The organism is Nocardioides sp. CCNWLW216, assembly GCF_037120545.1.
Taxonomy (GTDB): Bacteria; Actinomycetota; Actinomycetes; order Propionibacteriales; family Nocardioidaceae; genus Nocardioides; species Nocardioides lianchengensis.
The window spans coordinates 159,630-183,431 of record NZ_JBBBBJ010000004.1; the positions used below are offsets into that span (position 1 = coordinate 159,630).

Genomic DNA, 23,802 nt, shown 5'->3' on the forward strand with positions numbered 1-23,802 from the left:
ACTGTCGTGATCACCGCGAGGTTGACATAACTATAACCCTCAGGCTGAGGGTCAGAGTTGACCCGACACACCCCGATCCGAAAGGCAGCCACCGTGGCAGCAGCACAGAACTACCTGGCCATCATCAAGGTCGTGGGCATCGGTGGCGGTGGCGTGAACGCCGTCAACCGGATGATCGAGGTCGGCCTCAAGGGTGTCGAGTTCATCGCGATCAACACCGACGCCCAGGCGCTGCTGATGAGCGACGCCGACGTCAAGCTCGACATCGGTCGCGAGCTCACTCGCGGCCTCGGCGCCGGCGCGAACCCCGACGTGGGTGCCCGCGCGGCCGAGGACCACGCCGACGAGATCGAGGAGGTCATCAAGGGCGCCGACATGGTGTTCGTGACCGCAGGCGAGGGCGGTGGCACCGGCACCGGTGGCGCCCCCGTGGTCGCCCGGATCGCCCGCTCGCTCGGCGCGCTGACCATCGGCGTCGTCACCCGCCCGTTCGCCTTCGAGGGTCGGCGCCGCGCCAACTCCGCCGAGGAGGGCATCGCGCAGCTGCGCGAGGAGGTCGACACCCTCATCGTCATCCCCAACGACCGGCTGCTGTCGATCAGCGACCGCAACGTCTCGGTGCTCGACGCCTTCAAGCAGGCCGACCAGGTGCTGCTGCAGGGTGTCTCCGGCATCACCGACCTGATCACCACCCCGGGCCTGATCAACCTCGACTTCGCCGACGTGAAGTCCGTCATGGCGAACGCCGGCTCCGCGCTGATGGGCATCGGCTCCGCCCGGGGCGAGGACCGCTCGGTCGCTGCCGCCGAGATGGCGGTGTCCAGCCCACTGCTGGAGGCCAGCATCGACGGCGCCCACGGCGTCCTGCTCTCGATCGCGGGCGGCTCCGACCTCGGCCTGTTCGAGATCAACGAGGCGGCTGCGCTGGTGGCTCAGGCCGTCCACCCCGAGGCCAACATCATCTTCGGCGCGACCATCGACGACGCACTCGGCGACGAGGTCCGGGTGACCGTGATCGCCGCCGGCTTCGACGGCGGCACGCCGAAGAAGCGCGACGAGGGCACCGTGCTGCGCCGCGAGCCGAAGCCGCAGCAGACCCAGGAGGAGACCCGCGAGCGGGCGACCGTTGCCGCGGCCGCTCCGGCGGCCCCGCAGTCCCGTCCTGCGGAGGCGAGCCGTCCCGCCCCGTCCACCCCGCCGGCCGCGCCGCGTCCGGCCCCGCGCCAGGTCCAATTCGACGACGACGACCTGGACGTGCCCGACTTCCTGAAGTGAGCCGCCACGACGAGGTCGCCGCGGGGCTCGCATCGGTCCGGGGAAGGATCGAGGCGGCGTGCGCGGCGGCCGGGCGCGACCGGGACGAGGTGACGCTGGTGGTGGTCACCAAGTACTTCCCGGCCTCCGACGTGCGGATCCTCGCCGACCTGGGCGTGACCCACGTCGGGGAGAACCGGCACCAGGAGGCGGCGGCCAAGGCGGAGGAGACGGCCGACCTCCCGCTGGTGCGTCACTTCATCGGCGGGCTGCAGAGCAACAAGGCCGCCGCGGTGGCGTCGTACTCCCAGATCGTGGAGTCGGTCGACCGGCCCAAGCTCCTCGGGCCGCTCGGCACCGGTGCCGACCGTGCCGGTCGGCCGCTCGACGTGCTGCTCCAGGTCAGCCTGGACCCGCCGGACCGCGAGGGCCGGGCGGGCGCGGACCCGGCGGACCTGCCGGGGCTGGCCCGGTCGGTCGAGGCGGCCGGGGGGCTCCGGTTGCGCGGTCTGATGGTCGTCGCGCCGCTGGGGGAGGACCCCGCAGCGGCGTTCGGGCGGCTCGCCGACGTTCGGCGCGACCTGCTCGACGACCACCCCTCCGCGGACTGGCTCTCCGCGGGCATGAGCGGGGATCTCGAGCAGGCGATCCAGGCCGGCGCGACACACGTGCGCGTCGGCTCCGCGGTCCTCGGTTCGAGGCCGCAGGTCCAGTAGTGTCCGAAGCACCAGCAGTGCGTCCCGCCCACGGGACGCGGAGTACCGGAGGGCGACAGTCATGAGCGGCGCGATGCGCAGGATCGGGGAGTACCTCGGCCTGGTCGAGGACACCGGCCGGTACGACGACGAGTACGACGCCTACGACGGCGATGAGGACTACACCCAGGAGACGCAGGCCGTCGCGGCCCGTCCCGCCCGTGCCCCCAAGACCCGCGAGGTCCGTGAGGTCCGGGAAGGTCGCCCCGCGCCCGTCGCCGACCTGGCCGAGCGCCGGCGCCCCACCGTGGCGCCCGTCGGCTCGGTCGCCGAGCTCTCCCGGATCGTCACGCTGCACCCGAGCACCTACAACGAGGCGCGCACGGTCGGCGAGCACTTCCGCGACGGCGTCCCGGTCATCATGAACCTCACCGAGATGGACGACTCGGACGCGAAGCGGCTGGTCGATTTCGCCGCAGGCCTCGTTTTCGCCACGCGCGGGACGATTGAGAGGGTGACCAACAAGGTCTTCCTCCTCTCCCCGCCCAACGTGTCCGTCACCGCCGAGGACAAGCGGCGGATCGTCGAGGGCGACTTCTTCAACCAGAGCTGACCCTCGGGTCGGTCTCCCTCAACGCAGGAGCGCAGTTCTCAGGTGACAGCCGTCGGCAACGTTCTTCTGATCATCCTCTACGTGTTCTTCGGGATGCTCTGGATCCGGTTCATCGTCGACTGGGTGCAGGTCTTCGCGCGCTCCTGGAGCCCGCGCGGCCCGCTCCTGGTCGTGCTGGAGGCGGTCTACTCCGTGACCGATCCGCCGATCAAGGCCCTGCGCCGGGTCATCCCGCCGCTGCGCCTCGGCAGCGTCTCGCTGGATCTCAGCTTCCTGATCGTGATGATCTGCACCTACGTGCTGATCGCCCTGGTGCACTCGATCTTCGGCGTCTGAGTCCGCGCGGGTGCCGGCGTTGGTCCGGGTTGGGGCCGCTGAGTCACACCAGTCCCACAGCAGGCGCTATTGTTCGACGGACAGTTCTACTTCTCGACGAATGAATGGGTGAGGTCATGCCACTGACGCCTGAGGACGTGAGTAACAAGCGGTTTACTCCCGTCCGGCTTCGTGAGGGCTACGACATGGGCGAGGTGGACCAGTTCCTCGACGAGGTCGAGGCCGAGCTTGCGCGGTTGACCAAGGAGAACGACGACCTGCGCGCCAAGCTCGCCTCCGCGCAGTCGGGTGCTCCCGTGCCCCCCGCTCCGGAGCCGACCCCGCCGCCCGCGCCGGTCGTCGAGCGGACCCCGGAGCCGGAGCCCGAGCCCGTCCCGACCCCCGCGCCGACCCCCGTGGTCGCCGGCAGCCCGGTCGAGACGATCCGGGTGGAGACGGTCCCGCAGGCGTCCAACGCTGCGGCCCGCCTCCTGGAGATCGCCACGCGCAATGCGGACGAGCTCGTCGAGGAGGCCAAGAACGAGGCCGACGAGATCGTCGGCTCCGCCCGGACCCGCGCCGAGCGGCTCGAGACCGAGGCCAAGACCAAGGCCGACCGCCTCGAGGCCGACGCTCGCACCCGCGCCCAGATGCTGGACTCCGAGACGGCCGAGCGTCGTCAGCAGATGTTCGGCGAGCTGGAGCGCGAGCGCGACCGGCTCAGCGGCGAGGTCGAGACCCTGCGCTCCTTCGAGCGCGAGTACCGCTCGCGGCTCAAGAGCTACTTCGCGCAGCAGCTGGAGTCGCTCAACGGCTCCGGCGAGACGGCGGCGCCGAACGACGAGCCCCCGGCTCCGAAGCGGCTCCGCTCGATCCTGGGCGACGACGAGGCCTGAGCCTCACCCTGCTCCACCGGACGGCCGGCCCCCGCGGGGGCCGGCCGTTCCGCATGTCGGGACCCCTCGCCTCCGGTGTGGCTCATTGAGGGGGTGGTCCGGACCGGCTACTGTCCCTGGACACCTGTGGCCCCGGCCACGTGCCCGCCCCGGATGGAGGCCGTCGATGGCTCGCACCCCCAGGAAGTCGCTGGCCGGGCAGGCGGCCACGGCCGCCCGCAAGGTCATCTCGCGCCGCTCCACCCAGGCGGCCCCCGACGCCGAGGCACCGGTCACGAAGGCGGAGCCGGCGAAGAAGGCGGCGCCGGCGAAGAAGGCCGCACCGGCGAAGAAGGCCGCGCCAGCGAAGAAGGCCGCGCCAGCGAAGAAGGCCGCACCGGCGAAGAAGGCCGCACCGGCGAAGAAGGCCGCACCGGCGAAGAAGGCCGCACCGGCGAAGAAGGCCGCACCCGCCAAGAAGGCCGCTCGGCGGGCTCCGGTCAGCGCCCTGGTGGTCAAGGACGGTGAGGCGCCGTGGACCAAGTCCGAGCTGGCCGAGGTCCTGGCCGAGCTGCACGACCAGCGGGCCCACAGCGCGGAGATCGTCAGCTCGCAGGAGGCCGAGATCACCGGCCTGATGCGCGACTCAGGCGACGGGGCGGGCCAGGATCAGGCCGACGTCGGGGCGTCCAGCTTCGAGCGGGACCACGAGATGACCGTGCTGGCCATGGAGCGGGAGAAACTGGCCCAGATCGACCATGCCCTGTCCCGTATCGACGACGGCACGTACGGCGTCTGCGAGTCCTGCGGCGAGGCCGTCGGCAAGATGCGACTCATGGCCTTCCCGCGTGCGACACTCTGCATGACATGCAAGCAGCGCGAGGAACGTCGCTGAGCGACATCGAGAACCCGTCCGGCACCCGCCGGTCCCCGCGTCGGTGGACCCTGTTCGCGGTGATCGCGGGAGTTCTGTACGCCATCGACCAGCTGTCCAAGTGGCAGGCCGAGAAGCACCTCGAGGGTCGCGCCGACGTCTCGGTGGTGGGTGACCTGCTGCAGCTGCGGCTGGTCTACAACCCGGGCGCGGCGTTCAGCCTCGGCACGTCGTACACCGTCGTCCTGAGCTGTGTCGCGATCGCCGCGGCCGTCGCCGTGGTGTGGTTCAGCCGCAGGCTCGGGAGCACGGTCTGGGCCGTCGCCCTCGGCTTCTTGATGGCCGGCGTGTGCGGCAATCTCACCGACCGGCTGCTGCGCGACCCCGGGCCGCTGCGCGGACACGTCGTCGACTTCCTGATGCTGCCGAACTGGCCCATCTTCAACGTCGCCGACATCTGCATCAACGTGGCCGCCGGGCTGATCCTCGTGCAGGCCTTCCGCGGGGTCCGGCTCGACGGGACCCGCACGAGCGACGAGGACACCGAGGCGTGACCCAGGCCGACCACCGGACGCTGTCCGTGCCCGACGGGCTCGCGGGCGAGCGCGTCGACGCCGCGATGGCCCAGATGTTCGGCCTCTCGCGGACCCGCGCCGCCGACCTGATCGCCCAGGGTCAGGTCCAGGTCGACGGCCAGTCGGTCGGCAAGAGCGACCGGGTCCTGCCCGGCGCACTGCTCGACGTGACGATCCCGGCGTCCGTCGACCCGCTCGAGGTGGTCCCCGAGGTGGTCGAGGGGATCGGGATCGTCCACGACGACGACTCCATCGTGGTCATCGACAAGCCCGTCGGCGTCGCCGTCCACCCGTCACCGGGCTGGAGCGGCCCGACGGTCGTCGGTCACCTCGCCGGGGCGGGCTTCCGGATCGCGACCAGCGGTGCCTCCGAGCGGCAGGGCATCGTCCAGCGCCTCGACGTCGGCACGTCCGGCGTGATGGTGATCGCGAAGTCGGAGCACGCCTACTCGTTGCTCAAGAACGCCTTCCGCGAGCGGACCGTCGACAAGACCTACCACGCGCTGGTCCAGGGTCACCCCGACCCGCTGGAAGGCACGGTCGACGCCCCGATCGGGCGGCACCCGAAGGCCGACTACAAGTTCGCCGTGATGGCCGACGGTCGCCCGAGCGTCACCCATTACGAGACGCTCGAGGCCCACCGGTTCGCCAGCCTGCTCGAGGTCCACCTCGAGACCGGCCGCACCCACCAGATCCGCGTGCACATGGCCGCGCTGAAGCACCCGTGCGTGGGCGACCTCACCTACGGCGCCGACCCGACGCTGGCCAAGCGGGTCGGGTTGGAGCGCCAGTGGCTGCACGCCGTACGCCTCGGGTTCGAGCACCCCGACACCGGCGAGCACGTCACCTACGAGACGACGTACCCCGAGGACCTGACCCACGCGCTCGCCGTGATCCGAGATGCCCACTGAGGTGCTGCTGCGCCCGGCCACCGAGGCCGACGCCGCCGCGCTCGCGGACGTCCACCTCGCGGCCCGGCGGGCCGCCGAGCGCGCCGGCGCGATGCCGCCCGGGGCGCACCCGGAGCACGAGACGCGGGCCTGGCTCGCGGGGCGGCTGGCGATCGACGAGGTCTGGCTGGCCGAGGCCGAGGGCGCGGTCGTCGGCTACGCCCGGCTGACCCCGACGTGGCTCGACGACCTGTACGTCGTGCCCGCCCAGGCAGGCCGGGGGATCGGCACCGCCCTGCTCGACCTGGTCAAGGCGCGCCGACCCAGCGGCTTCTCCCTCTGGGTGTTCGAGACGAACGCGCCGGCCCGTGCGTTCTACGCCCGGCACGGCCTCGTGGAGCTCGAGCGCACCGACGGCTCCGCCAACGAGGAGCGCTCGCCGGACGTCCGCGTGGCCTGGCCGGGGGAGGACCCGCTCGGGTTCCTCCGCAGCCAGATCGACGACGTGGACGCCCAACTGGGTGACCTGCTCGCCCGACGGGCGGCGCTCACATCGGCGGTGCAGGACATCAAGCACGACACGACGCGCGACCCCGACCGCGAGCGGGAGATCGCCGAGTCGATCGCCCGGCGGGTGCCCGCGCTCGGGGTCGACCGGACCGCCCGGATCGTCGACGTCATCATCGCCGAGAGCCTGGACGCCGCCTCGCGCGGCTGACCCGACCAGCCCCTCAGACGGGCAGTCGCTTGCGCCAGTCGAGCCCGGTGACGCAGATCCGGGTCCGGGCCGTGCCGTCCCAGTCGACGCGCAGTCCGTGACGGCGCAGGGTGTCGGCGATGAGGGTCGCGACGCGCACGTCGCTGAGCTCGGCCACCTCCTGACGCGAGTCCTGATCGCCGTCGCGGGCCCGGCCCACCAGATCGGGATCCAGCCCGTCGACCGGTCGGAAGGTGCCGAACGCGAGGAACAGGTCCGACCCGCCGGGCTCCAGGCCCTCGGAGTCCTGCTGGTGGAAGAAGGCGTAACCCCAGGTGGCCTCGTCGGGCCGCTCGTCCGCGATCTCCGCGTGCCCGCAGGTCTGGCAGCAGGTGAAGTCCATCCGGGTCACGATCCCGGCCTCGGCCAGGTCGGCGAAGGCTGCGGACAGCGGGGTGTAGTCGCCTTCGTCGGACCACGACTCCTGCCGGGCGAGGGCCGCGGACCACACCTCGTCGGCGACCCGACGGGCCTCGGCCGCGGTGAGACCGGGGTAGCCCTCGGGGTCGCCCTCCACGGCGTCGATCGCCGCCGTCACGACGTCGTCGTGACCGAGGAAGCCGGGTCCGGCCAGCCCCTGGAGCCAGTCGGTGAGCTCCTGCCGGGCCGCGCCGGCCGCCGGCGGCGGGTCGGCAGGAGGAGTCCGGTCCCCGCGGCGGAAGCGATCGAAGAGCCCCATGTCCCGCAGCCTACGGCGCTCCTCGGACTGTCGGTGCCGGGTGCCACCATCGAGGTCAGCGGTCGCGTAGGCTGACGTCCTTCCCCCAGGATCGATTGCCGACGCCTCCGGCTGCTGATGCTGCCTGCCCACGCACCACCTGAGGAGCGCACTGCGACGATGTCGGCCGGATCCAAGGACTCGTTCGTCCACCTCCACGTGCACACCGAGTACTCGATGCTCGACGGTGCGGCCCGGCTGGGCCCGATGGCCGAGCGTGCGGCCGAGCTGGGGATGCCTGCCATCGCCATGACCGACCACGGCAACGTGTTCGGCGCCTACGAGTTCTACTCCAAGGCCAAGAAGGCCGGGGTCAAGCCGATCATCGGCATCGAGGCCTACTTCGCGCCCAACATCTCGCGCTTCGAGAAGAAGGGCGTCAACTTCTACGACGGCGGCTCCGACGACGTCTCGGCGCGCGGCGCCTACACCCATATGACGCTGCTCTCGGAGACCACTGAGGGCATGCACAACCTCTTCCGGCTCTCGACCGGGGCCTGGCGAGACGGCTTCTTCAAGCACCCGCGGATGGACCGCGACCTGCTGTCCCAGCACGGCAAGGGCATCATCGGCACCACCGGCTGCCCCTCCGGCGAGGTCCAGGTCCACCTGCGCTACGGCCAGTACGACGCGGCGCGCAAGGCGGCCGGCGACTTCCAGGACATCCTCGGCAAGGAGAACTACTTCCTGGAGCTGATGGATCACGGCCTCGACATCGAGAACCGGGTCCGCGACGGGCTGCTCCGCCTCGCCAAGGACCTGCAGATCCCGCTGCTGGCCACCAACGACTCCCACTACGTCAACCGCGAGGACGCGAAGTCGCAGGAGCACCTGCTCTGCATCAACTCCGGCTCGACGATGGACATCCCGGCCGGCGACGGCCCGGGTCAGCGCTTCGCCTTCTCCGGCGACGGCTACTACATCAAGAGCGCCGAGGAGATGCGGGCGCTGTGGGTCGACAAGTACGACCTGCGCGAGGCCTGCGACAACACGCTCCTGATCGCCGAGCGGTGCAACGTCGAGTTCACCGAGGGCAACGGCACCTACATGCCGCGGTTCCCCTGCCCGCCGGGGGAGAACGAGGACTCCTGGCTGGTCAAGGAGGTCGAGAAGGGCCTGCGCTTCCGCTACCCGACGGGAATCCCCGACAAGGTGCGCAAGCAGGCCGACTTCGAGATCGGCGTCATCACCCAGATGGGCTTCCCGGGCTACTTCCTGGTCGTCGCCGACTTCATCAACTGGGCCAAGGACAACGGCATCCGCGTCGGCCCGGGCCGTGGCTCCGGCGCGGGCTCGATGGTCGCCTACGCCATGCGGATCACCGACCTCGACCCGCTCGAGCACGGCCTGATCTTCGAGCGGTTCCTCAACCCCGACCGCGTCTCGATGCCCGACTTCGACATCGACTTCGACGAGCGTCGGCGCGGCGAGGTCATCAAGTACGTCACCGAGAAGTACGGCGACGACCGGGTCTCCTACATCGTCACCTACGGCACCATCAAGGCCAAGCAGGCCGTCAAGGACTCCAGCCGGATCCTCGGCTACCCGTTCGCGATGGGCGACCGGATCACCAAGGCGATGCCCGCCGCGGTGATGGGCAAGGACGTCCCGCTCAACGACATCTTCGACGCCAGCCACAAGCGCTACGGCGAGGGCGGCGAGTTCCGCCAGCTCTACGACAGCGACGCCGACGTCCGCAAGGTCGTCGACACCGCGATCGGCATCGAGGGCCTGAAGCGTCAGTGGGGTGTGCACGCCGCCGGCGTGATCATGTCCAGCGAGCCGCTGGTCGACGTGATCCCGCTGCTGAAGCGGCCCGCCGACGGCGCGATGATCACCCAGTTCGACTACCCCACCTGTGAGGGCCTCGGCCTGATCAAGATGGACTTCCTCGGGCTGCGCAACCTCACCGTGCTCGACGACGCGGTCAAGAACATCAAGATGAACCGCGACATCGACGTCGTGCTGGAGGACCTGCCGCTCACCGACGAGGCGACCTACGGCCTGCTCCAGCGCGGGGACACCCTGGGCGTGTTCCAGCTCGACGGTGGCCCGATGCGGGCGCTGCTGCGCAGCATGCGTCCCGACGAGTTCGAGGACATCTCGGCCGTCGGCGCGCTCTACCGACCCGGTCCGATGGGCGCCGACTCCCACAACAAGTACGCCCGCCGCAAGACCGGCCGCGAGCCGGTCGAGGCGATCCACCCCGAGCTGGCCGAGCCGCTCGAGGACATCCTGGGTGAGACCTACGGTCTGATCGTCTACCAGGAGCAGGTCATGGCCATCGCCCAGAAGCTCGCGGGCTACAGCCTGGGTCAGGCCGACATCCTGCGGCGCGCGATGGGCAAGAAGAAGAAGGAGGAACTGGACAAGCAGTTCGCCGGCTTCTCCGCCGGCATGCAGGAGCGCGGCTACTCGGCGGCGGCGGTCAAGACGCTGTGGGACATCCTGCTGCCGTTCTCCGACTACGCCTTCAACAAGGCGCACTCCGCGGCGTACGGCCTGGTCTCCTACTGGACCGCCTACCTGAAGGCCAACTACCCGGCCGAGTACATGGCCGCCCTGCTGACCTCGGTCAAGGACGACAAGGACAAGTCGGCCATCTACCTCAACGAGTGCCGCCGGATGAAGATCCAGGTGCTCCCGCCCGACGTCAACGAGTCGTCCTCGAACTTCACCCCGGTCGGCACCGACATCCGCTTCGGCCTGACCGCCGTGCGCAACGTCGGCGCGAACGTCGTCGACGGCATCGTGGCCGGTCGCGAGGAGAAGGGGCGCTACGCCGACTTCAACGACTTCATGGAGAAGGTCCCGGCGCTGGTCTGCAACAAGCGGGTCATCGAGTCGCTGATCAAGGCCGGGGCGTTCGACGAGATGAAGCACGTACGCCGGGCGCTGGTGGCGATCCACGAGACCGCGGTCGACCAGTACGTCGACATCAAGCGCAACGAGGCCATCGGCCAGGACTCGCTGTTCGGCGGCCTCGACGAGTCCGCCGGCGGCGGCTTCGGTATCTCGGTGACCATCCCCGACATCGACGAGTGGGACAAGATGACCCTGCTCGGCCACGAGCGGGACATGCTCGGTCTCTACGTCTCCGACCACCCGCTCCTCGGCCTCGAGCACGTCCTCGCCAACACCTCCGACTGCTCCATCGGCCAGCTGATGCTCGACGAGGACCGCCAGGACGGCTCCCCGATCACCATCAGCGGCCTGGTCACCTCGGTGCAGCGCAAGATCACCAAGCGGGGCGACGCCTGGGCGATGATCACCCTGGAGGACCTCGACGGCGCGATCGACGTGCTGCTGTTCCCCAGCTCCTACCAGCTGGCCAGCACCTACCTGGTCGAGGACGCGATCCTCACGGTCAAGGGCCGGCTGTCCAAGAGCAAGGACCAGCCGGAGATCCACGGCCAGGAGGTCAGCGCCCCTGACATCACCGACGGGCCGAGCGGTCCGGTGGTCATCAGCCTGCCCCAGACCCGGTGCACGCCGCCGGTGGTGGCCCAGCTCAAGGACGTCCTCGGGACGCACCGCGGGACCACCGAGGTGCGGCTGCGTTTGCTCAACCGAGATAAGACTCTGGTCATGTCCCTGGAGAACCGCGTCACCCCGAGCTCGGCGCTCTTCGCCGATCTCAAGCAGCTGCTGGGGCCCGGTTGTCTGACCAGCTGAGCGCGACCCACCAGGTCCGCCCGACGCGCTCGGGTCGCTGGGTGCCGGCGGGACAGGCGGTGGCCGTCGTGGCCCTGTTCGCGGCGTCGGGCCTCGGCGCGGGATGGCTCTGGTTCCGGATCTGGGACGCACCACCGGGGGTGGTCTCGGACCACACCTGGTACCCCGATCCCTACATGCCGGGCCAGGCGGCCGAGTTCGACGCGGTCGCGATCTACGTGCTGGTCGCGCTGGCCGCGGGCGTCCTCGGTGGCGTCGTGTGCGCGTTCCTCCTGGCCCGGGCCGAGGTGGTGACCCTGGCCGCGGTCGCGGTGGGCTCCGCGCTGGCGGCCTGGCTGATGGCGCTCGTCGGCTCGGCGCTGGGCCCGGCTGACCCCGACGTTCTGGCCAAGACCGCCGAGGACGGCACCAAGCTCTCGGGCGACCTGGTCCTCACCGGCGTCAGTCCCTACGTCGCGCTGCCTCTCGGTGCCCTGGGCGCCGTCCTCGTGGTCTTCCTCGCGACTCCCGGTCACCGACCCGCCGAACCACGATTGGCCCCGCCCCCACCGGGATAGGCTCCGGCCGTGTCCAGCCTTCCTCCCGGCCCGCCGCCCTCCAGCCCTCCGCCGCCCCCACCGCCCGCTGGTCCGCCGCCCAGCGGTCCGCCGGCCGGTGGCCCGCCCAGTGGTCCGCCCACCGGCCCACCGCCCGGCGCCGAGACCCTCGAGTACGGCGGTGGCGGGCCGATCCCGCCCGAGCGTCGGCCGCGCTCCTCCGGCGGCGGTCGCAAGAAGTTCTTCCTGCTCGCCGGGGCGGTGGTGGGCCTGGGAGCGGTCGGTGGCGCCGCCTTCGGGGCCTGGTGGTACCTCTCGACCGGATCCCAGCCGGCCGAGGCCCTGCCCGCCGACACCATCGGCTACGTCAGCGTCGACCTGGACCCGAGCGGGGAGCAGAAGCTCGACGCGCTGCGCACCCTGAAGAAGTTCCCGGCGATCGACGACGAGCTGGACCTCAGCGGCGACCTGGGGGACATCGACGTCAAGAAGGTGCTGGTCGACCTGGTCCTGGCCGACGCCCCCTGCGACCTGAAGTACGGCGACCTCGAGCCCTGGCTCGGGGACCGCGGTGCGGTCGCGGCGGTCGAGGCGGGCGAGGAGCAGCCGTCGCCGGTCTTCGTCCTCCAGGTGACCGACGCCGACGCTGCGCAGGACGGGCTGGACGAGCTCTTCGCCTGCGGCGGCGGAGAGTCGGAGAAGCCGGGGATCGAGGTGGTCGACGACTCGTGGGTCGTGGTCGCCGAGACCCCGAAGATCGCCGAGACGGTCGTCGACGCGACCGCGGACGGCTCGCTCGCCGACGACGAGACCTACCAGAAGTGGACCGAGGCTGCGGGCGACCCCGGCATCGTGACGATGTACGCCGCCCCGGCGGCCGGTGCCTTCATCGCCGAGAACCTCGAGGGCCTGCTCGGCCTCGCCGCCCTGCCGGGCAGCGCAGCGTTCGCCGACGTACCCGGGATGGACGAGGCGCCCGGACCGGCCGAGGCCCCGGAGGTCCCCGACCCCTCGGAGATCCCCGACTTCTCCACGATGACCCCGGAGGAGATCGACGAGTACTTCGCAGGTCTCGAGGACCCGACGTCCGACCCGTCGACGGGCTCCGAGGACCTCGAGGGCATGACCGAGGAGCTGCCCAGCCAGGTCCCCGACGAGGTCACCGACGAGCTGACCACGGTGCTGAAGGACTTCCAGGGCGCCGCAGCGACGATCCGCTTCGACGGAGGCGCCCTGGCGCTGGAGGTGGCCGCGGACCCCGGGCCCGACGCCGAGAAGCTCTACGGGGACGGTGGTGGCGAGGCGGTCGGCTCCCTGCCGGCCGACACCCTGGCCGCCGTCGGGTTCGGACTGCAGCAGGGCTGGTTCACCGAGATCCTCACCACCGTGGCGCCCTCGCTCGGCGAGGACGTCGAGGAGCTGCTCCAGCAGGCCGAGGAGGCGACCGGGCTCACCCTGCCCGAGGACGCCGAGACCCTGCTGGGCGACTCCACCGCCCTGGCGGTGGGCCGCGACGTCGACCTCGAGGCGCTCTTCGAGTCCGGTGACCCCTCCGACCTCCCGATCGCGGTCAAGGTGCTCGGCGACCCCGACGAGATCGAGAAGGTGCTCGACAAGGTGCGCCCCCAGATGGGCGAGGCCGCGCAGGTCATCGAGTCCTCGAGCGGCGACGGCGTGATCGTCGTCGGCCCGAGCTCGTCGTACCGGGAGAAGGTGGCCGGGGACGGCGACCTGGGCGATTCGGAGCGCTTCGAGTCGGTCATCGGCGAGGACGACGCGGCGGCGGTCCTCTACCTCGACCTCGGCGCGCTCACCGACCTGCTGAACGAGCAGCTCGGCGACGAGATGGGGGCCGACGAGGAGGTCCTCGCCAACCTGGACCCGCTGGCCGCCCTCGGGATCAGCTCGTGGGAGGACGACGGGATCTCCCACGTCGAGCTGCGGCTCAGCACGGACTGAGCAGGGATCAGCTCCGGCCGACCTCGGCCGTGGTCGCCCCGGTGACCGCGACCAGGTCGGCCGGGGCGATCTCCAGGTCGAGGCCGCGCCGGCCCGCCGAGACGTAGATCGTCGGATGGCCCAGGGCGGTCGCGTCGACCACGGTCGGGTGCGGGCGCTTCTGGCCGACGGGGGAGATCCCGCCGACGACGTACCCGGTCGCGCGCTCGGCGGCGGCCTTGTCGGCCATCGACGCCCGGCTGGCGCCCAGGGCCTTGGCCAACGCCTTCAGGTCGAGCTGGCCGGAGACCGGGACGACGGCGACCGCGAGCCGGCCGTCGACGCTGGCCATCAGGGTCTTGAACACCCGGGCCGGGTCGAGCCCCAGCACCTCGGCCGCCTCCAGGCCGTACGACTCCGCCCGCGGGTCGTGCTCATAGGGGTGGAGCGTGTACTCGATCCCGGCCGCGGTCAGGGCGACGGTCGCGGGCGTGCCGCCGGCCGGCTTCTGCTTCTTGGCCACTGGTCTCCTCGTCGTTCGCGGGACCACGGTCGATCTCGACGTCCCCGTCTGGCTTCGCGTGCTCTGCCGGAGAGCTCGCTCGATCTTCGCTCACGACGCGTCCACGCTCGTCCCACGCGTGCCCGCTGCTCGCTCAGTTCGGACTCCAGCGGGTCCGGGCGACCTCGGTCGCGGGGAGGGACGGGATGACGTTCATCGCCCGCAGCTCCGACCGGAGCAGGTCGGTGACCAGGATCAGCCGCTCCCCGGCGTCCTCGGCCTCCAGCAGCGACTGCCGCTCGGGCATCGGCAGCGGAGCGACCGCCGCCAGCGTCCAGGAGAGGTACGACGGGTCGCGGGGGAGCGAGCCCGAGTAGGGGTCGGCCCGGATGCTGGCCAGCGCGGCCCGGTACGCGGAGAAGGTGGCCCGCGCTGCCTCGAGCACCGGCTCGCCCACCGGGCTGGGCACCTCGGGCCGGTCGACGACGTGCCCGACCGGGAAGGGACCGCTGGTGTCGAGCCGCTCCAGCTCGATTCGGTCCAGGCCGACCGCGACCACGTCGAACGAGCCGTCGGCCTGCGCCTCGACCTCGGTGAGCAGCACCTTGCAGCCGACGCGGTAGAGCGACTGCGCCCCGTGGTCCCCGACCTCGTAGCCCTCGCGGATGCCCACGGAGCCGAAGATCCGCTCGGTGGGGTCGTCGACCCGCAGCAGGTGGTGCACCAACGCGCGGTAGCGGTCCTCGAAGACGTGCAGCGGCACGCTGACACCGGGGAACAGCACCGCGTTCAGCGGGAACATCGGCAGCGTCTCCGTCACCCCTGCAACGTAGTCCAGCCCTCGTCGTCGTTTCGGGAGGGTGGGCGCGGCGCTCGTAGAATCGGTCCCATGATGCGCCGGATCGACCTCAGGGCCGCCGCCACCGGTGGCGCGCCCGTCGACTACCGCGCGGCTGTGCCGCGTGCGGAGCTCGACGTCGAGGCCGCGACGCATGCGGTCGGCCCGATCATCGAGGCTGTCCGCACCCGCGGGCTCGACGCGATCCGCGAGTACGGCGAGCAGTTCGACGGCGTCGCGCTCGACGACGTCCGGGTCGCGCCGGAGGCGCTGCGCCGCGCTCTCGACGAGCTCGACCCCGCCATCCGGGCCGGCCTGGAGGAGTCGGTGCGCCGGCTGCGGATCACCAGCGCCGCCGAGCTGGAGCACGACGTCACCACCGACCTCGGTCCCGGGGCGCGGGTGACCCACCGCAAGGTGCCGATCGGCCGCGTCGGCCTCTACGTGCCGGGCGGGCTGGCCCCGCTGGTCTCCAGCGTGCTGATGAACGCCGTTCCCGCCCAGGTCGCCGGGGTCGGCTCGATCGCGCTCGCCAGCCCGCCGCAGAAGGACTTCGGCGGCTCCGTCCACCCCACGATCATGGCCGCGTGCGCGCTGCTCGGCGTCGACGAGGTGTACGCCGTCGGCGGTGCCCAGGCGATCGCCATGTTCGCCCACGGCGCCGGCTCGTGCGCCCCGGTCGACCTGGTCACGGGCCCCGGCAACGTCTACGTCGCCGCCGCCAAGCGGCTGGTCCGCGGCGTCGTCGGCATCGACTCGGAGGCCGGCCCGACCGAGATCGCGATCCTGGCCGACGAGACCGCGGAGGCCTCGTTCGTCGCGGCCGACCTGGTCAGCCAGGCCGAGCACGACCCGATGGCCGCCAGCGTGCTGGTCACGCCCAGCGAGCAGCTGGCCGACGAGGTGCTGGTCGAGCTCGACAAGCAGGTCTTCGCGACCCGCCACACCGAGCGGATCCGCACCGCGCTGACCGGTCCGCAGTCCGCGGTCGTCCTGGTCGACGACCTGGAGCAGGGCCTGGCCGTGGTCGACGCCTACGCCGCCGAGCACCTCGAGATCCAGACCGCCGACGCCGCCGCCTGGGCGGCCCGGGTCCGCAACGCCGGCGCGATCTTCGTCGGCCCGCACGCCCCGGTGAGCCTCGGGGACTACTGCGCCGGCTCCAATCACGTGCTGCCCACGGCCGGCTGCGCCTGCCACAGCAGCGGGCTGTCGGTGCGGGCCTTCACCCGGTCGATGCACGTCGTCGACTACTCGTCGCAGGCCCTGGCGGAGGTCGCCGACCACGTCGTGACCCTCGCCGAGGCCGAGGACCTGCCCGGCCACGGCCAGGCCGTGAGGGTGAGATTCGAGTGAACTTCCCGCCTCTCCGGGAGGAGCTGCGCGGCCTCGAGCCGTACGGCGCCCCCCAGCTGGACGTGCCCGTCCAGCTCAACGTCAACGAGAACCCCTACGGCCCGTCGCCGACCTGCGTGGCCGACATCGCGACGGCGGTCGCGCACGCCGCGACGACGCTGAACCGCTACCCCGACCGCGAGTTCGTTGAGCTCCGCGACGCGCTGGCGTCGTACCTCTCGCGGGACACGCCGCACGGCATCGCCGCGGAGCAGGTGTGGGCGGCCAACGGCTCCAACGAGGTGATGCTGCAGCTGCTGCAGGCCTTCGGCGGGCCGGGTCGCAGCGCGATGAGCTTCGCGCCGACGTACTCGATGTATCCCGAGTACGCCCGCGACTCGGTCACCGAGTGGGTCCAGGGACGGCGCGAGGACGACTTCTCGATCGACCTCGCCGCGGCCGCCAGGCTGGTCCGGGAGAAGCGGCCGGCGGTGGTGCTGCTGCCGAGCCCGAACAACCCGACCGGCACCGCGCTGCCGCCCGAGGCGGTCGGCGCGCTGTGCGAGGCTGCCGGGGAAGGCCTCGTCGTCGTCGACGAGGCGTACGGCGAGTTCCGCCGCACCGGCGTGCCGAGCGCGCTGGAGCTGCTGCCGACCTATCGGAACCTGGTCGTCACCCGGACCATGAGCAAGGCGTTCGCGGCCGCCGGCCTGCGGCTCGGCTACCTGGCCGCGGACCCCGCGATCTGCGACGCGATCCGCGTCGTCCGGCTGCCCTACCACCTGAGCGCCGTCACCCAGGCGACCGCGCTGGCGGCGCTGCGGCACGCGCCGGAGCTGCTCGGGAAGGTCGACGAGCTGCGGGCCGAGCGGGACGACACCGTCGCCTGGCTGCGCGCCCAGGGCCACCAGGTCGCCGACAGCGACGCCAACTTCGCGTTGTTCGGGACGTTCCCCGACCGCCATGCTGTGTGGCAGGGCCTGCTCGACCGGGGGGTGCTGATCCGCGAGGTCGGCCCCGAGGGCTGGCTGCGGGTGTCGATCGGCACGGCCGACGAGATGAAGACGTTCAAGCAGGCCTTGACCGAGGTCACGGAGGAGAAGCCATGAGCAGGACCGCACGCATCGAGCGGCAGACCAGCGAGTCGAAGGTGCTCGTCGAGGTCGACCTCGACGGCTCCGGCCGGCACGACATCTCCACCGGCATCGGCTTCTACGACCACATGCTCACCGCGTTCGCGCGGCACAGCCTGGTCGACCTGACGGTGCAGTCCGAGGGCGACCACTGGATCGACGCCCACCACACGACCGAGGACACCGCGATCGCCCTCGGCCAGGCCCTGCGCCAGGCGCTGGGGGACAAGAAGGGCATCCGCCGCTTCGGCGACGCCACCGTCCCGCTCGACGAGGCGCTGGTGCAGGCGGTCGTCGACGTCTCCGGCCGGCCCTACTGCGTGCACACCGGCGAGCCGGAGGGGCAGCAGTACGTCCAGCTCGGCGGGTCGACGCCGGCGTACCTGGGGTCGCTGACGCAGCACGTCTTCGAGTCGATCGCCTTCCACGCCCACTTCGCGCTGCACGTGCGGGTGCTGGCCGGCCGCGAGCCGCACCACATCGTGGAGACCCAGTTCAAGGCGTTCGCCCGGGCCTTCCGCGACGCGGTCGCGTTCGACCCGCGCGAGACCGGCATCCCCTCGACCAAGGGCGCGCTCTGAGCGCCCAGCCCCGGGTCGCCGTCCTCGACTACGGCTCCGGCAACCTCCGGTCCGCGGTCCGGGCGGTCGAGCGCGCCGGGGCGCAGGTCGAGCTGACGTCGGACTTCGACACCTGCCTGGAGGCCGACGGCCTGCTGGTGCCGGGCGTCGGGGCGTACGCCGCCTGCATGGCCGGCCTGCGCGAGGTCAGGGGCGACCGGCTGATCGGCCGCCGGCTGGCCGGCGGGCGCCCGGTGCTGGGGATCTGCGTGGGCATGCAGGTGCTCTTCGCCCGCGGCGTCGAGCACGGCGTCGAGACCGAGGGGTGCGACGAGTGGCCCGGGGTCGTCGAGCGGCTGCAGGCGCCGGTCGTCCCGCACATGGGCTGGAACACCGTCGAGACCCAGCCCGGCACCACGCTGTTCGCCGGGGTCGAGGACGAGCGCTTCTACTTCGTGCACTCGTACGGCGTCCGCGACTGGACGCTGGTCACCAACGACCGGACCAAGGCCCCGCTGGTCACCTGGGCCGAGCACGGCGGCGACCGGTTCGTGGCGGCCGTCGAGAACGGGCCGCTCTCGGCGACCCAGTTCCACCCGGAGAAGTCCGGCGACGCCGGCGCCGCGCTGCTGCGCAACTGGGTCCAGTCGCTGTGAGCCGGCCGTGAGCAAGGAGCGCCAGCTCCGCCGCGCCGAGCGCGAGCGCGAGGCGGCCGTCGTCGCGGCCGCCCGGGCCGCCGAGGCCGAGCGACGCGAGCGGCGGGAGGCCCGGTTGCGGGTGGTGACCTCGCGGCTGCCGCGCCGTCGTACCCGGGCCGGCGGGGTGCTCGCCGAGCGCCGCCGCAAGCAGGTCTGGGCGACCGGGCTGCTGCTCCTCCTCGCCAACGTGCTGGTCGTTGCGTTCTCCACCGGCTGGGCCGAGCGCGCGCTGGCCCTGGCGATCACCCCGCTGGCCGCCCCCGTCCTGTACACGATGCTGTTCCGCCGCCGTACCTAGAAGGAATCCCTCCATGTCCTACCTTCAGCTCCTCCCCGCCGTCGACATCACCGAGGGCCGGGCCGTCCAGCTCGCCCAGGGCGTCGCCGGCTCCGAGCGCGTGTACGGCGATCCCGTGGCCGCCGCCCGCCGCTGGCAGGACGCCGGCGCGGAGTGGCTGCACCTGGTCGACCTGGACGCGGCGTTCGGTCGTGGCACCAACCGCGAGCTGCAGGCCGAGATCGTCGGCGCCCTCGACATCCAGGTCGAGATGAGCGGCGGCATCCGAGACGACGAGTCGCTGGAGGCCGCGCTGGCCACCGGCTGCCGGCGGGTCAACATCGGCACCGCCGCGCTGGAGCAGCCCGAGTGGTGCGCGCGGATCATCGCCGAGCACGGGGACCGGATCGCCATCGGCCTCGACGTCCGCGGCACCACCCTTGCGGCCCGCGGCTGGACGAAGGAGGGCGGCGACCTCTACGAGACGCTGGCCCGCCTCGACGCCGAGGGCTGCGCCCGCTACGTCGTCACCGACGTCAACAAGGACGGGATGCTCGCCGGCCCGAACCTGCAGCTGCTGCAGGACGTGTGTGCGGTCACCGATGCCCCGGTCATCGCGTCCGGCGGGGTGACCACGCTGGCCGACATCGAGGCGCTGATGGGGCTGGTGCCGGCCGGCGTCGAGGGCGCGATCGCCGGCACCGCGCTCTACGAGGGTCGATTCACCCTCGAGGACGCGCTGGCGCTCACGAAGGGCACCCGGGCGTGAGCCTCGCCGTACGCGTCATCCCGTGCCTGGACGTCGACGGCGGCCGGGTGGTCAAGGGCATCAACTTCGAGCAGCTGCGCGACGCCGGCGACCCCGTCGAGCTGGCCAAGGTGTACGACGCGGAGGGCGCCGACGAGCTGACCTTCCTCGACATCTCCGCCTCGCACGAGGGCCGGGCCACGACGATGGAGATCGTCTCGGCGACGGCGGAGCAGGTGTTCATCCCGCTGACCGTGGGCGGGGGCGTGTCCTCGGTCGAGGACGTCGACCGGCTCCTGCGCGCCGGGGCCGACAAGGTGGCGATGAACACCGCCGCCATCCGCCGTCCCGAGCTGATCGCCGAGGTGGCCGACCGGTTCGGCAACCAGGTCCTGGTGCTCTCGGTCGACGCGCGCCGGGCCGCCGGCACCGACTCGGGCTTCGAGGTCACCACCCACGGCGGCCGGCAGTCGGCCGGCCTGGACGCGATCGCCTGGGCCGTCCGGGCGGCCGAGCTGGGGGCGGGGGAGATCCTGCTCAACGCGATGGACGCCGACGGCACCCAGGACGGCTTCGACCTCGACCTGCTGCGCGCCGTACGACGGGAGGTCACGATCCCGGTCATCGCCTCCGGCGGCGCCGGGGCCACCGAGCACTTCGCGCCGGCCGTCGAGGCCGGGGCCGACGCGGTGCTGGCCGCCACGGTCTTCCACTTCGGCACCCTGCGGATCGGCGACGTGAAGGCCGCGCTGGCCGGGGCGGGCCACCCGGTCCGGTGAGGGTGCTCGCCCTCGCGGTCGCGCCCGAGCGGCACGCGCCGATGCACGAGGTCGACGCGATCCAGGTCGTGGCCGGCGCCGGCATCGTCGGCGACCGCTGGCACGGCACCCGGCACCGGCACGTCACCGTGCAGTCGCTGGAGGATCTGGTCGCCGCGCAGCGCGAGCTCGGTCGCGGCTTCCTGGTGACCGCCACCCGTCGCAACGTCACGGTCGACGGGCCGGTGCCGACCGCGCCGGGCGCCCGGGTCCGACTGGGCGACGTGCTGCTCGAGGTGGTCCGGGTGGCGGCGCCGTGCCGGATCATGGACGACTCCCTCGGGCCGGGCGGCGCCGCGGCGCTGCGCCGGCGAGGTGGCTCGGTCCTCCGTGCTCTTTCGGGTGGCGTCGTCCGGGTCGGCGACGGGTACCGGGTGCTCATGACTGAGCAGCAGCCCGAGAGCGAGCAGATGGACGAGGCCGAGGAGCACGGCACCCCGCACTACTCCGACCCCAGTGTCACCGAGCTGGACTCCGAGCCGAAGGACGACCTGTGAGCGGCCAGGTGCTGAGCCGCGGCGTCTCGGCGTTGACGCTGGGCTACGCGGTGTTCTCGCTGGTCAGGCCCGAGCACCTCGGCCGGGCGATGGAGTCCGACGCCTTCGAGCAGCCGACGTACGACAAGATCGCGAAGGCGTACGGCGTCCGTGACGTCGTCATCGGCGGTCTCGGCCTGCTGGGGCCGTCGCCGAAGGCGGTCCAGGTAGCGATGGGACTGCGGATCGTCGGCGATCTCGCCGACGCCGTGGTGCTCGGCTCGCGTGCGCCCGACAACAAGGTGCGCGCGAAGGTGCTGGCCGTGACCCTCGGCTACGCCGCGCTCAACACGGCCGCGTTGGTGCGCGACCGCCGGCGCGGCTGAGTCGTGCTCAGGCCGGTCCGACCGCCTGCGCCTCGCGCGCCACGGCGTCCAGCCATGGGGTGAGCTGCTGCGCGACGGACTGCTCCGCGATCCGTGCTGTCACCGGACCCACCGACACGACCACGGTCCAGCGCAGCAGCGTGCCGTCCGGCCCGCTGGTGAGCTCGGCGTGCTGCTCGCCGTACCGGACTCCCTTGCGGGTCACGTGGGCGACCAGGCGGGACCCGGGCTCGGCCTCGACGACGTCGTACGTCAGCCGCACCTTGACCAGCGGCGCGGCCCGGATCGCCAGCACGTACCCCGACCCGACCTCCCCGTCATCCCCGGACCTCGACTCCAGGCGGACGCGGGCGTCCAGCCGGTCGTGCATCGCGGGGTCGGCGATGACGCTCCACACCGCGGCCTGACCGGCCGGGATCAGGCGCTCCTGGGTCACGGCCACGTCGGTGCGCATGGCGGGAGCCTAGGCAATCGTCCTCGCGCTCCGGCGGGGTGGGTGCGGGTGAGGAGTCGTCAGAGGCAGTGGTCAGTACGTCGGTGCCGGACAGGAGGTAGTGAGTGGGGGCCAGGTGGCTCCTACTCCCGACCGCCCGCGTCATCCCTCCGGTCGTGGGCCGCAGGGAGCAGCCCGCAGGCCGCGACCCGACAGACCAGACTGAGGCACCTGCCTCAGGAGCGGCGCCGTACCCTCCTCTGCTGTGCCGCTCTTCTCCCGCCGACCCGACACCCCCGTCCAGGTCGACCCGCACCTCGCCGCCGACCTGCCCCTGATCAGCGCCGCGCACGAGGGCGACGCCCACGGCCTCGCCGAGAGGCTGAGCGTGCTGCGCCAGGAGGGCCGCTGGCACCACCGGCACCAGCTGGTCGCCCGGGCCGCCCGGGCCGACCGGGGGACGGGCTGGATCGAGACCTGGGCCGGCTGGGCGCCGGGCGACCCGGACGCCCTGGTCGCCCGCGCGGTCACGGCGCTGCGGATCGCCCGGGCCGCCGAGGGTGCGGAGGAGCGGCTCCAGGACGCGTCCCTCGTGGTCGAGGCCGCGATCAGCCGCGCGCCCGAGGACCCCACCACGTGGTCGACCGCGCTGGAGCTCGCGCACGCCAGCGAGGCCGGCCCGCTGCGTATCCACGACGTCATCACGCAGGCGGCAACGGCCGCGCCCGCCGGCTTCGCCTGGCGCTCCACCGCGGTCGAGCTGCTGTCGTCGCGCTGGTTCGGCAGCCTGGAGGAGTCCTGGGACTTCGCCGTGACGTCGGCCGAGATCGCGCCGCAGAGCCGCCTGGTGCTGCTGCCGGCGTACGCCGCCCTCAGCCAGCTGCGCCGCGAGCGGACCGACGTGGCCGAGGAGATGCTGACCGAGGCGCTGCCACCGGCGTTGGGCTACCTGGAGGCCTCGCGGGCCGACGAGGCCGACCACGTGGAGGCGGCCAGCAGCATCGCCGCCCGCCTAGTCGCGGCCAGCCGGAGACGGGAGGCTCCGGCGGTCCTCGACCTGCTCGGCGACCGGGTCGACACCGTGGTCTGGGGCACCGTGGTCGGACCGGATCCGGTGGGGGCCTTCACCGGAGCCCGACGGGCCTACCGCTAGATCCGCGGGCGCTAGATCCCGAGGCTGGCCGACCGCAGCGCGTCGACCCGGTCGTCCGGGCCGTCGAGGACGACGTCGCGTACGGCGGCGCGGCCGAAGAGGAACAGCGTCACCTCGACCACCGGCCCGGTCACCACGACCGGGTCGGCGCCCCGCCGCAGCGTGGTGCTCGCGCCGGTGTCGGAGCGGACCACCCGCACCGGCACGTCCGCGGGTCGCACCAGCATCCGGCCGGACACGCCCACCAACCGCCAGACCAGGTCCAGGTCGGCCGCCGCGAGCGAGCGCGGTGCCCAGTCCGGCTGCCCGCGGAGCAGGTCCTCGTGATGGACGAGGTACTCCAGCGTGTTGGCGAGCACCTCCACCGGAGGCAGGGCGTACGGCGTGAGCCCGGGGGAGCGGAGCCGCTCGACCAGCACGTCGTACGGCTGCTCCTGCAGGCGGGCCATCGCCCGGTCGGCGAGCCCGGAGAGCGGTCCGACGGCGATGCCGAGCGCGCCGAGCGGGCTGCGCTCGCGCACCAGCAGGTGGGCCACCAGGTCGCCCGCGTCCCAGACGCCGCACCGCGTGCCGGCGGAGCGCCCGACCTCCTGTGCGAGGTCGCAGAGCGCGAGTCGTTCGCGGCGTGCGAGGTTCATGCCTCCGAGCCTAGGGAGCAGGTCCTGGGATTGGGTCGCTGTCGGCGGCCGGGAATACATTGGCGGGCCCGCGGGGTTGCGGCGGGGCGAAG

The 23,802-nt window shown here is 72.2% G+C and carries 27 protein-coding genes; 22 read left to right on the top strand and 5 right to left on the bottom strand.

Translation table 11 applies throughout. The annotated features are described in order from the left end of the window. Window positions 1-93: 93 nt before the first annotated feature. The 9 genes from ftsZ to V7S47_RS10965 all read left to right on the top strand — a co-directional run bounded on the left by ftsZ (window position 94) and on the right by V7S47_RS10965 (window position 6,809). The gene (ftsZ, locus tag V7S47_RS10925) at window positions 94-1,275 is read left to right on the top strand and encodes a cell division protein FtsZ (RefSeq protein ID WP_090854655.1); all 1,182 of its coding nucleotides are present in this window, start codon (window positions 94-96) and stop codon (window positions 1,273-1,275) included. Further along, the gene (locus V7S47_RS10930; RefSeq protein WP_336561586.1) at window positions 1,272-1,970 is read left to right on the top strand and encodes a YggS family pyridoxal phosphate-dependent enzyme; all 699 of its coding nucleotides are present in this window, start codon (window positions 1,272-1,274) and stop codon (window positions 1,968-1,970) included. Before ftsZ ends, V7S47_RS10930 begins: the two co-directional genes overlap by 4 nt. 61 nt (window positions 1,971-2,031) lie before the next feature. Next, window positions 2,032-2,562: a cell division protein SepF gene (locus tag V7S47_RS10935; RefSeq protein WP_090854662.1), complete on the top strand. Its 531-nt coding sequence runs from the start codon at window positions 2,032-2,034 to the stop codon at window positions 2,560-2,562. A 42-nt stretch (window positions 2,563-2,604) separates the two neighbouring features. Next, complete coding sequence (locus tag V7S47_RS10940) at window positions 2,605-2,898, top strand: YggT family protein (RefSeq protein ID WP_090854665.1); 294 nt, start codon at window positions 2,605-2,607, stop codon at window positions 2,896-2,898. Between the two features lie 116 nt (window positions 2,899-3,014). Next, window positions 3,015-3,773: a DivIVA domain-containing protein gene (locus tag V7S47_RS10945; protein ID WP_336561587.1), complete on the top strand. Its 759-nt coding sequence runs from the start codon at window positions 3,015-3,017 to the stop codon at window positions 3,771-3,773. Window positions 3,774-3,939: 166 nt separating this feature from the next. Beyond that, window positions 3,940-4,647, top strand: a complete 708-nt coding sequence (locus tag V7S47_RS10950; protein ID WP_336561588.1) for a TraR/DksA family transcriptional regulator — start codon at window positions 3,940-3,942, stop codon at window positions 4,645-4,647. Continuing rightward, window positions 4,620-5,180: a signal peptidase II gene (gene lspA, locus V7S47_RS10955; RefSeq protein WP_336561589.1), complete on the top strand. Its 561-nt coding sequence runs from the start codon at window positions 4,620-4,622 to the stop codon at window positions 5,178-5,180. The genes V7S47_RS10950 and lspA overlap by 28 nt, the downstream gene beginning before the upstream one ends. Then, window positions 5,177-6,112, top strand: coding sequence for an RluA family pseudouridine synthase (locus V7S47_RS10960; RefSeq protein ID WP_280139634.1), 936 nt, complete (start codon window positions 5,177-5,179; stop codon window positions 6,110-6,112). Before lspA ends, V7S47_RS10960 begins: the two co-directional genes overlap by 4 nt. Continuing rightward, window positions 6,102-6,809 (top strand): GNAT family N-acetyltransferase, encoded by a 708-nt coding sequence (locus tag V7S47_RS10965; protein WP_336561590.1) that lies wholly within the window; start codon window positions 6,102-6,104, stop codon window positions 6,807-6,809. Before V7S47_RS10960 ends, V7S47_RS10965 begins: the two co-directional genes overlap by 11 nt. 13 nt (window positions 6,810-6,822) lie before the next feature. Here V7S47_RS10965 and V7S47_RS10970 read toward each other — a convergent pair whose 3' ends face one another. Beyond that, window positions 6,823-7,527 carry a DUF6891 domain-containing protein gene (locus V7S47_RS10970; protein ID WP_336561591.1) on the bottom strand — a complete coding sequence of 235 codons (705 nt, stop codon included), beginning with the start codon at window positions 7,525-7,527 and terminating at the stop codon, window positions 6,823-6,825. A gap of 159 nt (window positions 7,528-7,686) precedes the next feature. On the opposite strand from V7S47_RS10970, the gene dnaE reads away from it, so the two are divergent. The 3 genes from dnaE to V7S47_RS10985 are packed head-to-tail and all read left to right on the top strand — an operon-like array spanning window position 7,687 to window position 13,736. After that, the gene (dnaE, locus tag V7S47_RS10975; RefSeq protein WP_336561592.1) at window positions 7,687-11,241 is read left to right on the top strand and encodes a DNA polymerase III subunit alpha; all 3,555 of its coding nucleotides are present in this window, start codon (window positions 7,687-7,689) and stop codon (window positions 11,239-11,241) included. After that, the gene (locus tag V7S47_RS10980) at window positions 11,226-11,798 is read left to right on the top strand and encodes a hypothetical protein (protein WP_336561593.1); all 573 of its coding nucleotides are present in this window, start codon (window positions 11,226-11,228) and stop codon (window positions 11,796-11,798) included. Before dnaE ends, V7S47_RS10980 begins: the two co-directional genes overlap by 16 nt. A 9-nt stretch (window positions 11,799-11,807) precedes the next feature. Continuing rightward, on the top strand, window positions 11,808-13,736 hold the full coding sequence (locus tag V7S47_RS10985) for a DUF3352 domain-containing protein (protein WP_336561594.1): 1,929 nt from the start codon (window positions 11,808-11,810) through the stop codon (window positions 13,734-13,736). Between the two features lie 7 nt (window positions 13,737-13,743). Here V7S47_RS10985 and ybaK read toward each other — a convergent pair whose 3' ends face one another. Next, a complete protein-coding gene (gene ybaK, locus V7S47_RS10990; RefSeq protein WP_336561595.1) occupies window positions 13,744-14,238 on the bottom strand; it encodes a Cys-tRNA(Pro) deacylase in 495 nt (164 codons plus the stop codon). Window positions 14,239-14,371: 133 nt separating this feature from the next. Beyond that, window positions 14,372-15,037: an LON peptidase substrate-binding domain-containing protein gene (locus V7S47_RS10995; RefSeq protein WP_336561596.1), complete on the bottom strand. Its 666-nt coding sequence runs from the start codon at window positions 15,035-15,037 to the stop codon at window positions 14,372-14,374. Window positions 15,038-15,106: 69 nt separating this feature from the next. Here V7S47_RS10995 and hisD point away from each other — a divergent pair, with 69 nt between their 5' ends. From hisD to V7S47_RS11040, 9 genes are read left to right on the top strand one after another with little or no spacing between them, the layout of a single operon-like run. Further along, complete coding sequence (gene hisD, locus V7S47_RS11000) at window positions 15,107-16,411, top strand: histidinol dehydrogenase (protein ID WP_090854693.1); 1,305 nt, start codon at window positions 15,107-15,109, stop codon at window positions 16,409-16,411. Next, window positions 16,402-17,499 carry a histidinol-phosphate transaminase gene (locus tag V7S47_RS11005; RefSeq protein WP_442945346.1) on the top strand — a complete coding sequence of 366 codons (1,098 nt, stop codon included), beginning with the start codon at window positions 16,402-16,404 and terminating at the stop codon, window positions 17,497-17,499. The genes hisD and V7S47_RS11005 overlap by 10 nt, the downstream gene beginning before the upstream one ends. Next, complete coding sequence (gene hisB, locus V7S47_RS11010; RefSeq protein ID WP_090854699.1) at window positions 17,496-18,104, top strand: imidazoleglycerol-phosphate dehydratase HisB; 609 nt, start codon at window positions 17,496-17,498, stop codon at window positions 18,102-18,104. Before V7S47_RS11005 ends, hisB begins: the two co-directional genes overlap by 4 nt. Further along, complete coding sequence (gene hisH / locus V7S47_RS11015) at window positions 18,101-18,739, top strand: imidazole glycerol phosphate synthase subunit HisH (RefSeq protein ID WP_336561882.1); 639 nt, start codon at window positions 18,101-18,103, stop codon at window positions 18,737-18,739. The genes hisB and hisH overlap by 4 nt, the downstream gene beginning before the upstream one ends. Before the next feature lie 7 nt (window positions 18,740-18,746). Beyond that, entirely contained in the window at window positions 18,747-19,079 is a 333-nt protein-coding gene (locus V7S47_RS11020) for a hypothetical protein (protein ID WP_336561598.1), read from the top strand. Window positions 19,080-19,092: 13 nt separating this feature from the next. Continuing rightward, the gene (gene priA / locus V7S47_RS11025) at window positions 19,093-19,827 is read left to right on the top strand and encodes a bifunctional 1-(5-phosphoribosyl)-5-((5-phosphoribosylamino)methylideneamino)imidazole-4-carboxamide isomerase/phosphoribosylanthranilate isomerase PriA (RefSeq protein WP_090854709.1); all 735 of its coding nucleotides are present in this window, start codon (window positions 19,093-19,095) and stop codon (window positions 19,825-19,827) included. Then, window positions 19,824-20,585, top strand: a complete 762-nt coding sequence (gene hisF / locus V7S47_RS11030; RefSeq protein ID WP_090854713.1) for an imidazole glycerol phosphate synthase subunit HisF — start codon at window positions 19,824-19,826, stop codon at window positions 20,583-20,585. The genes priA and hisF overlap by 4 nt, the downstream gene beginning before the upstream one ends. Continuing rightward, window positions 20,582-21,121 (top strand): MOSC domain-containing protein, encoded by a 540-nt coding sequence (locus V7S47_RS11035; RefSeq protein ID WP_179714431.1) that lies wholly within the window; start codon window positions 20,582-20,584, stop codon window positions 21,119-21,121. The genes hisF and V7S47_RS11035 overlap by 4 nt, the downstream gene beginning before the upstream one ends. Beyond that, on the top strand, window positions 21,118-21,486 hold the full coding sequence (locus tag V7S47_RS11040) for a hypothetical protein (RefSeq protein WP_090854716.1): 369 nt from the start codon (window positions 21,118-21,120) through the stop codon (window positions 21,484-21,486). Before V7S47_RS11035 ends, V7S47_RS11040 begins: the two co-directional genes overlap by 4 nt. Before the next feature lie 7 nt (window positions 21,487-21,493). Here the strand turns inward: V7S47_RS11040 and V7S47_RS11045 are convergent, their stop codons facing one another. Beyond that, entirely contained in the window at window positions 21,494-21,940 is a 447-nt protein-coding gene (locus tag V7S47_RS11045) for an SRPBCC family protein (protein ID WP_336561599.1), read from the bottom strand. Between the two features lie 244 nt (window positions 21,941-22,184). Between V7S47_RS11045 and V7S47_RS11050 the strand changes: the two genes are divergently transcribed. After that, a complete protein-coding gene (locus tag V7S47_RS11050) occupies window positions 22,185-23,072 on the top strand; it encodes a hypothetical protein (RefSeq protein ID WP_090854722.1) in 888 nt (295 codons plus the stop codon). An 11-nt stretch (window positions 23,073-23,083) separates the two neighbouring features. Here the strand turns inward: V7S47_RS11050 and V7S47_RS11055 are convergent, their stop codons facing one another. After that, window positions 23,084-23,710, bottom strand: coding sequence for a TIGR03085 family metal-binding protein (locus tag V7S47_RS11055; protein WP_336561600.1), 627 nt, complete (start codon window positions 23,708-23,710; stop codon window positions 23,084-23,086). Window positions 23,711-23,802 lie beyond the last annotated feature (92 nt).

Bases quoted from the DNA above. Each gene is read 5' to 3' on its own strand.
- V7S47_RS10935 (WP_090854662.1), top strand. From the start codon at position 2,032: ATGAGCGGCGCGATGCGCAGGATCGGGGAGTACCTCGGCCTGGTCGAG.
- V7S47_RS10945 (WP_336561587.1), top strand. From the start codon at position 3,015: ATGCCACTGACGCCTGAGGACGTGAGTAACAAGCGGTTTACTCCCGTC.
- V7S47_RS10950 (WP_336561588.1), top strand. From the start codon at position 3,940: ATGGCTCGCACCCCCAGGAAGTCGCTGGCCGGGCAGGCGGCCACGGCC.
- lspA (WP_336561589.1), top strand. From the start codon at position 4,620: ATGCAAGCAGCGCGAGGAACGTCGCTGAGCGACATCGAGAACCCGTCC.
- V7S47_RS10965 (WP_336561590.1), top strand. From the start codon at position 6,102: ATGCCCACTGAGGTGCTGCTGCGCCCGGCCACCGAGGCCGACGCCGCC.
- V7S47_RS10970 (WP_336561591.1), bottom strand. From the start codon at position 7,527: ATGGGGCTCTTCGATCGCTTCCGCCGCGGGGACCGGACTCCTCCTGCC.
- dnaE (WP_336561592.1), top strand. From the start codon at position 7,687: ATGTCGGCCGGATCCAAGGACTCGTTCGTCCACCTCCACGTGCACACC.
- hisD (WP_090854693.1), top strand. From the start codon at position 15,107: ATGATGCGCCGGATCGACCTCAGGGCCGCCGCCACCGGTGGCGCGCCC.
- hisB (WP_090854699.1), top strand. From the start codon at position 17,496: ATGAGCAGGACCGCACGCATCGAGCGGCAGACCAGCGAGTCGAAGGTG.
- priA (WP_090854709.1), top strand. From the start codon at position 19,093: ATGTCCTACCTTCAGCTCCTCCCCGCCGTCGACATCACCGAGGGCCGG.
- V7S47_RS11045 (WP_336561599.1), bottom strand. From the start codon at position 21,940: ATGCGCACCGACGTGGCCGTGACCCAGGAGCGCCTGATCCCGGCCGGT.
- V7S47_RS11055 (WP_336561600.1), bottom strand. From the start codon at position 23,710: ATGAACCTCGCACGCCGCGAACGACTCGCGCTCTGCGACCTCGCACAG.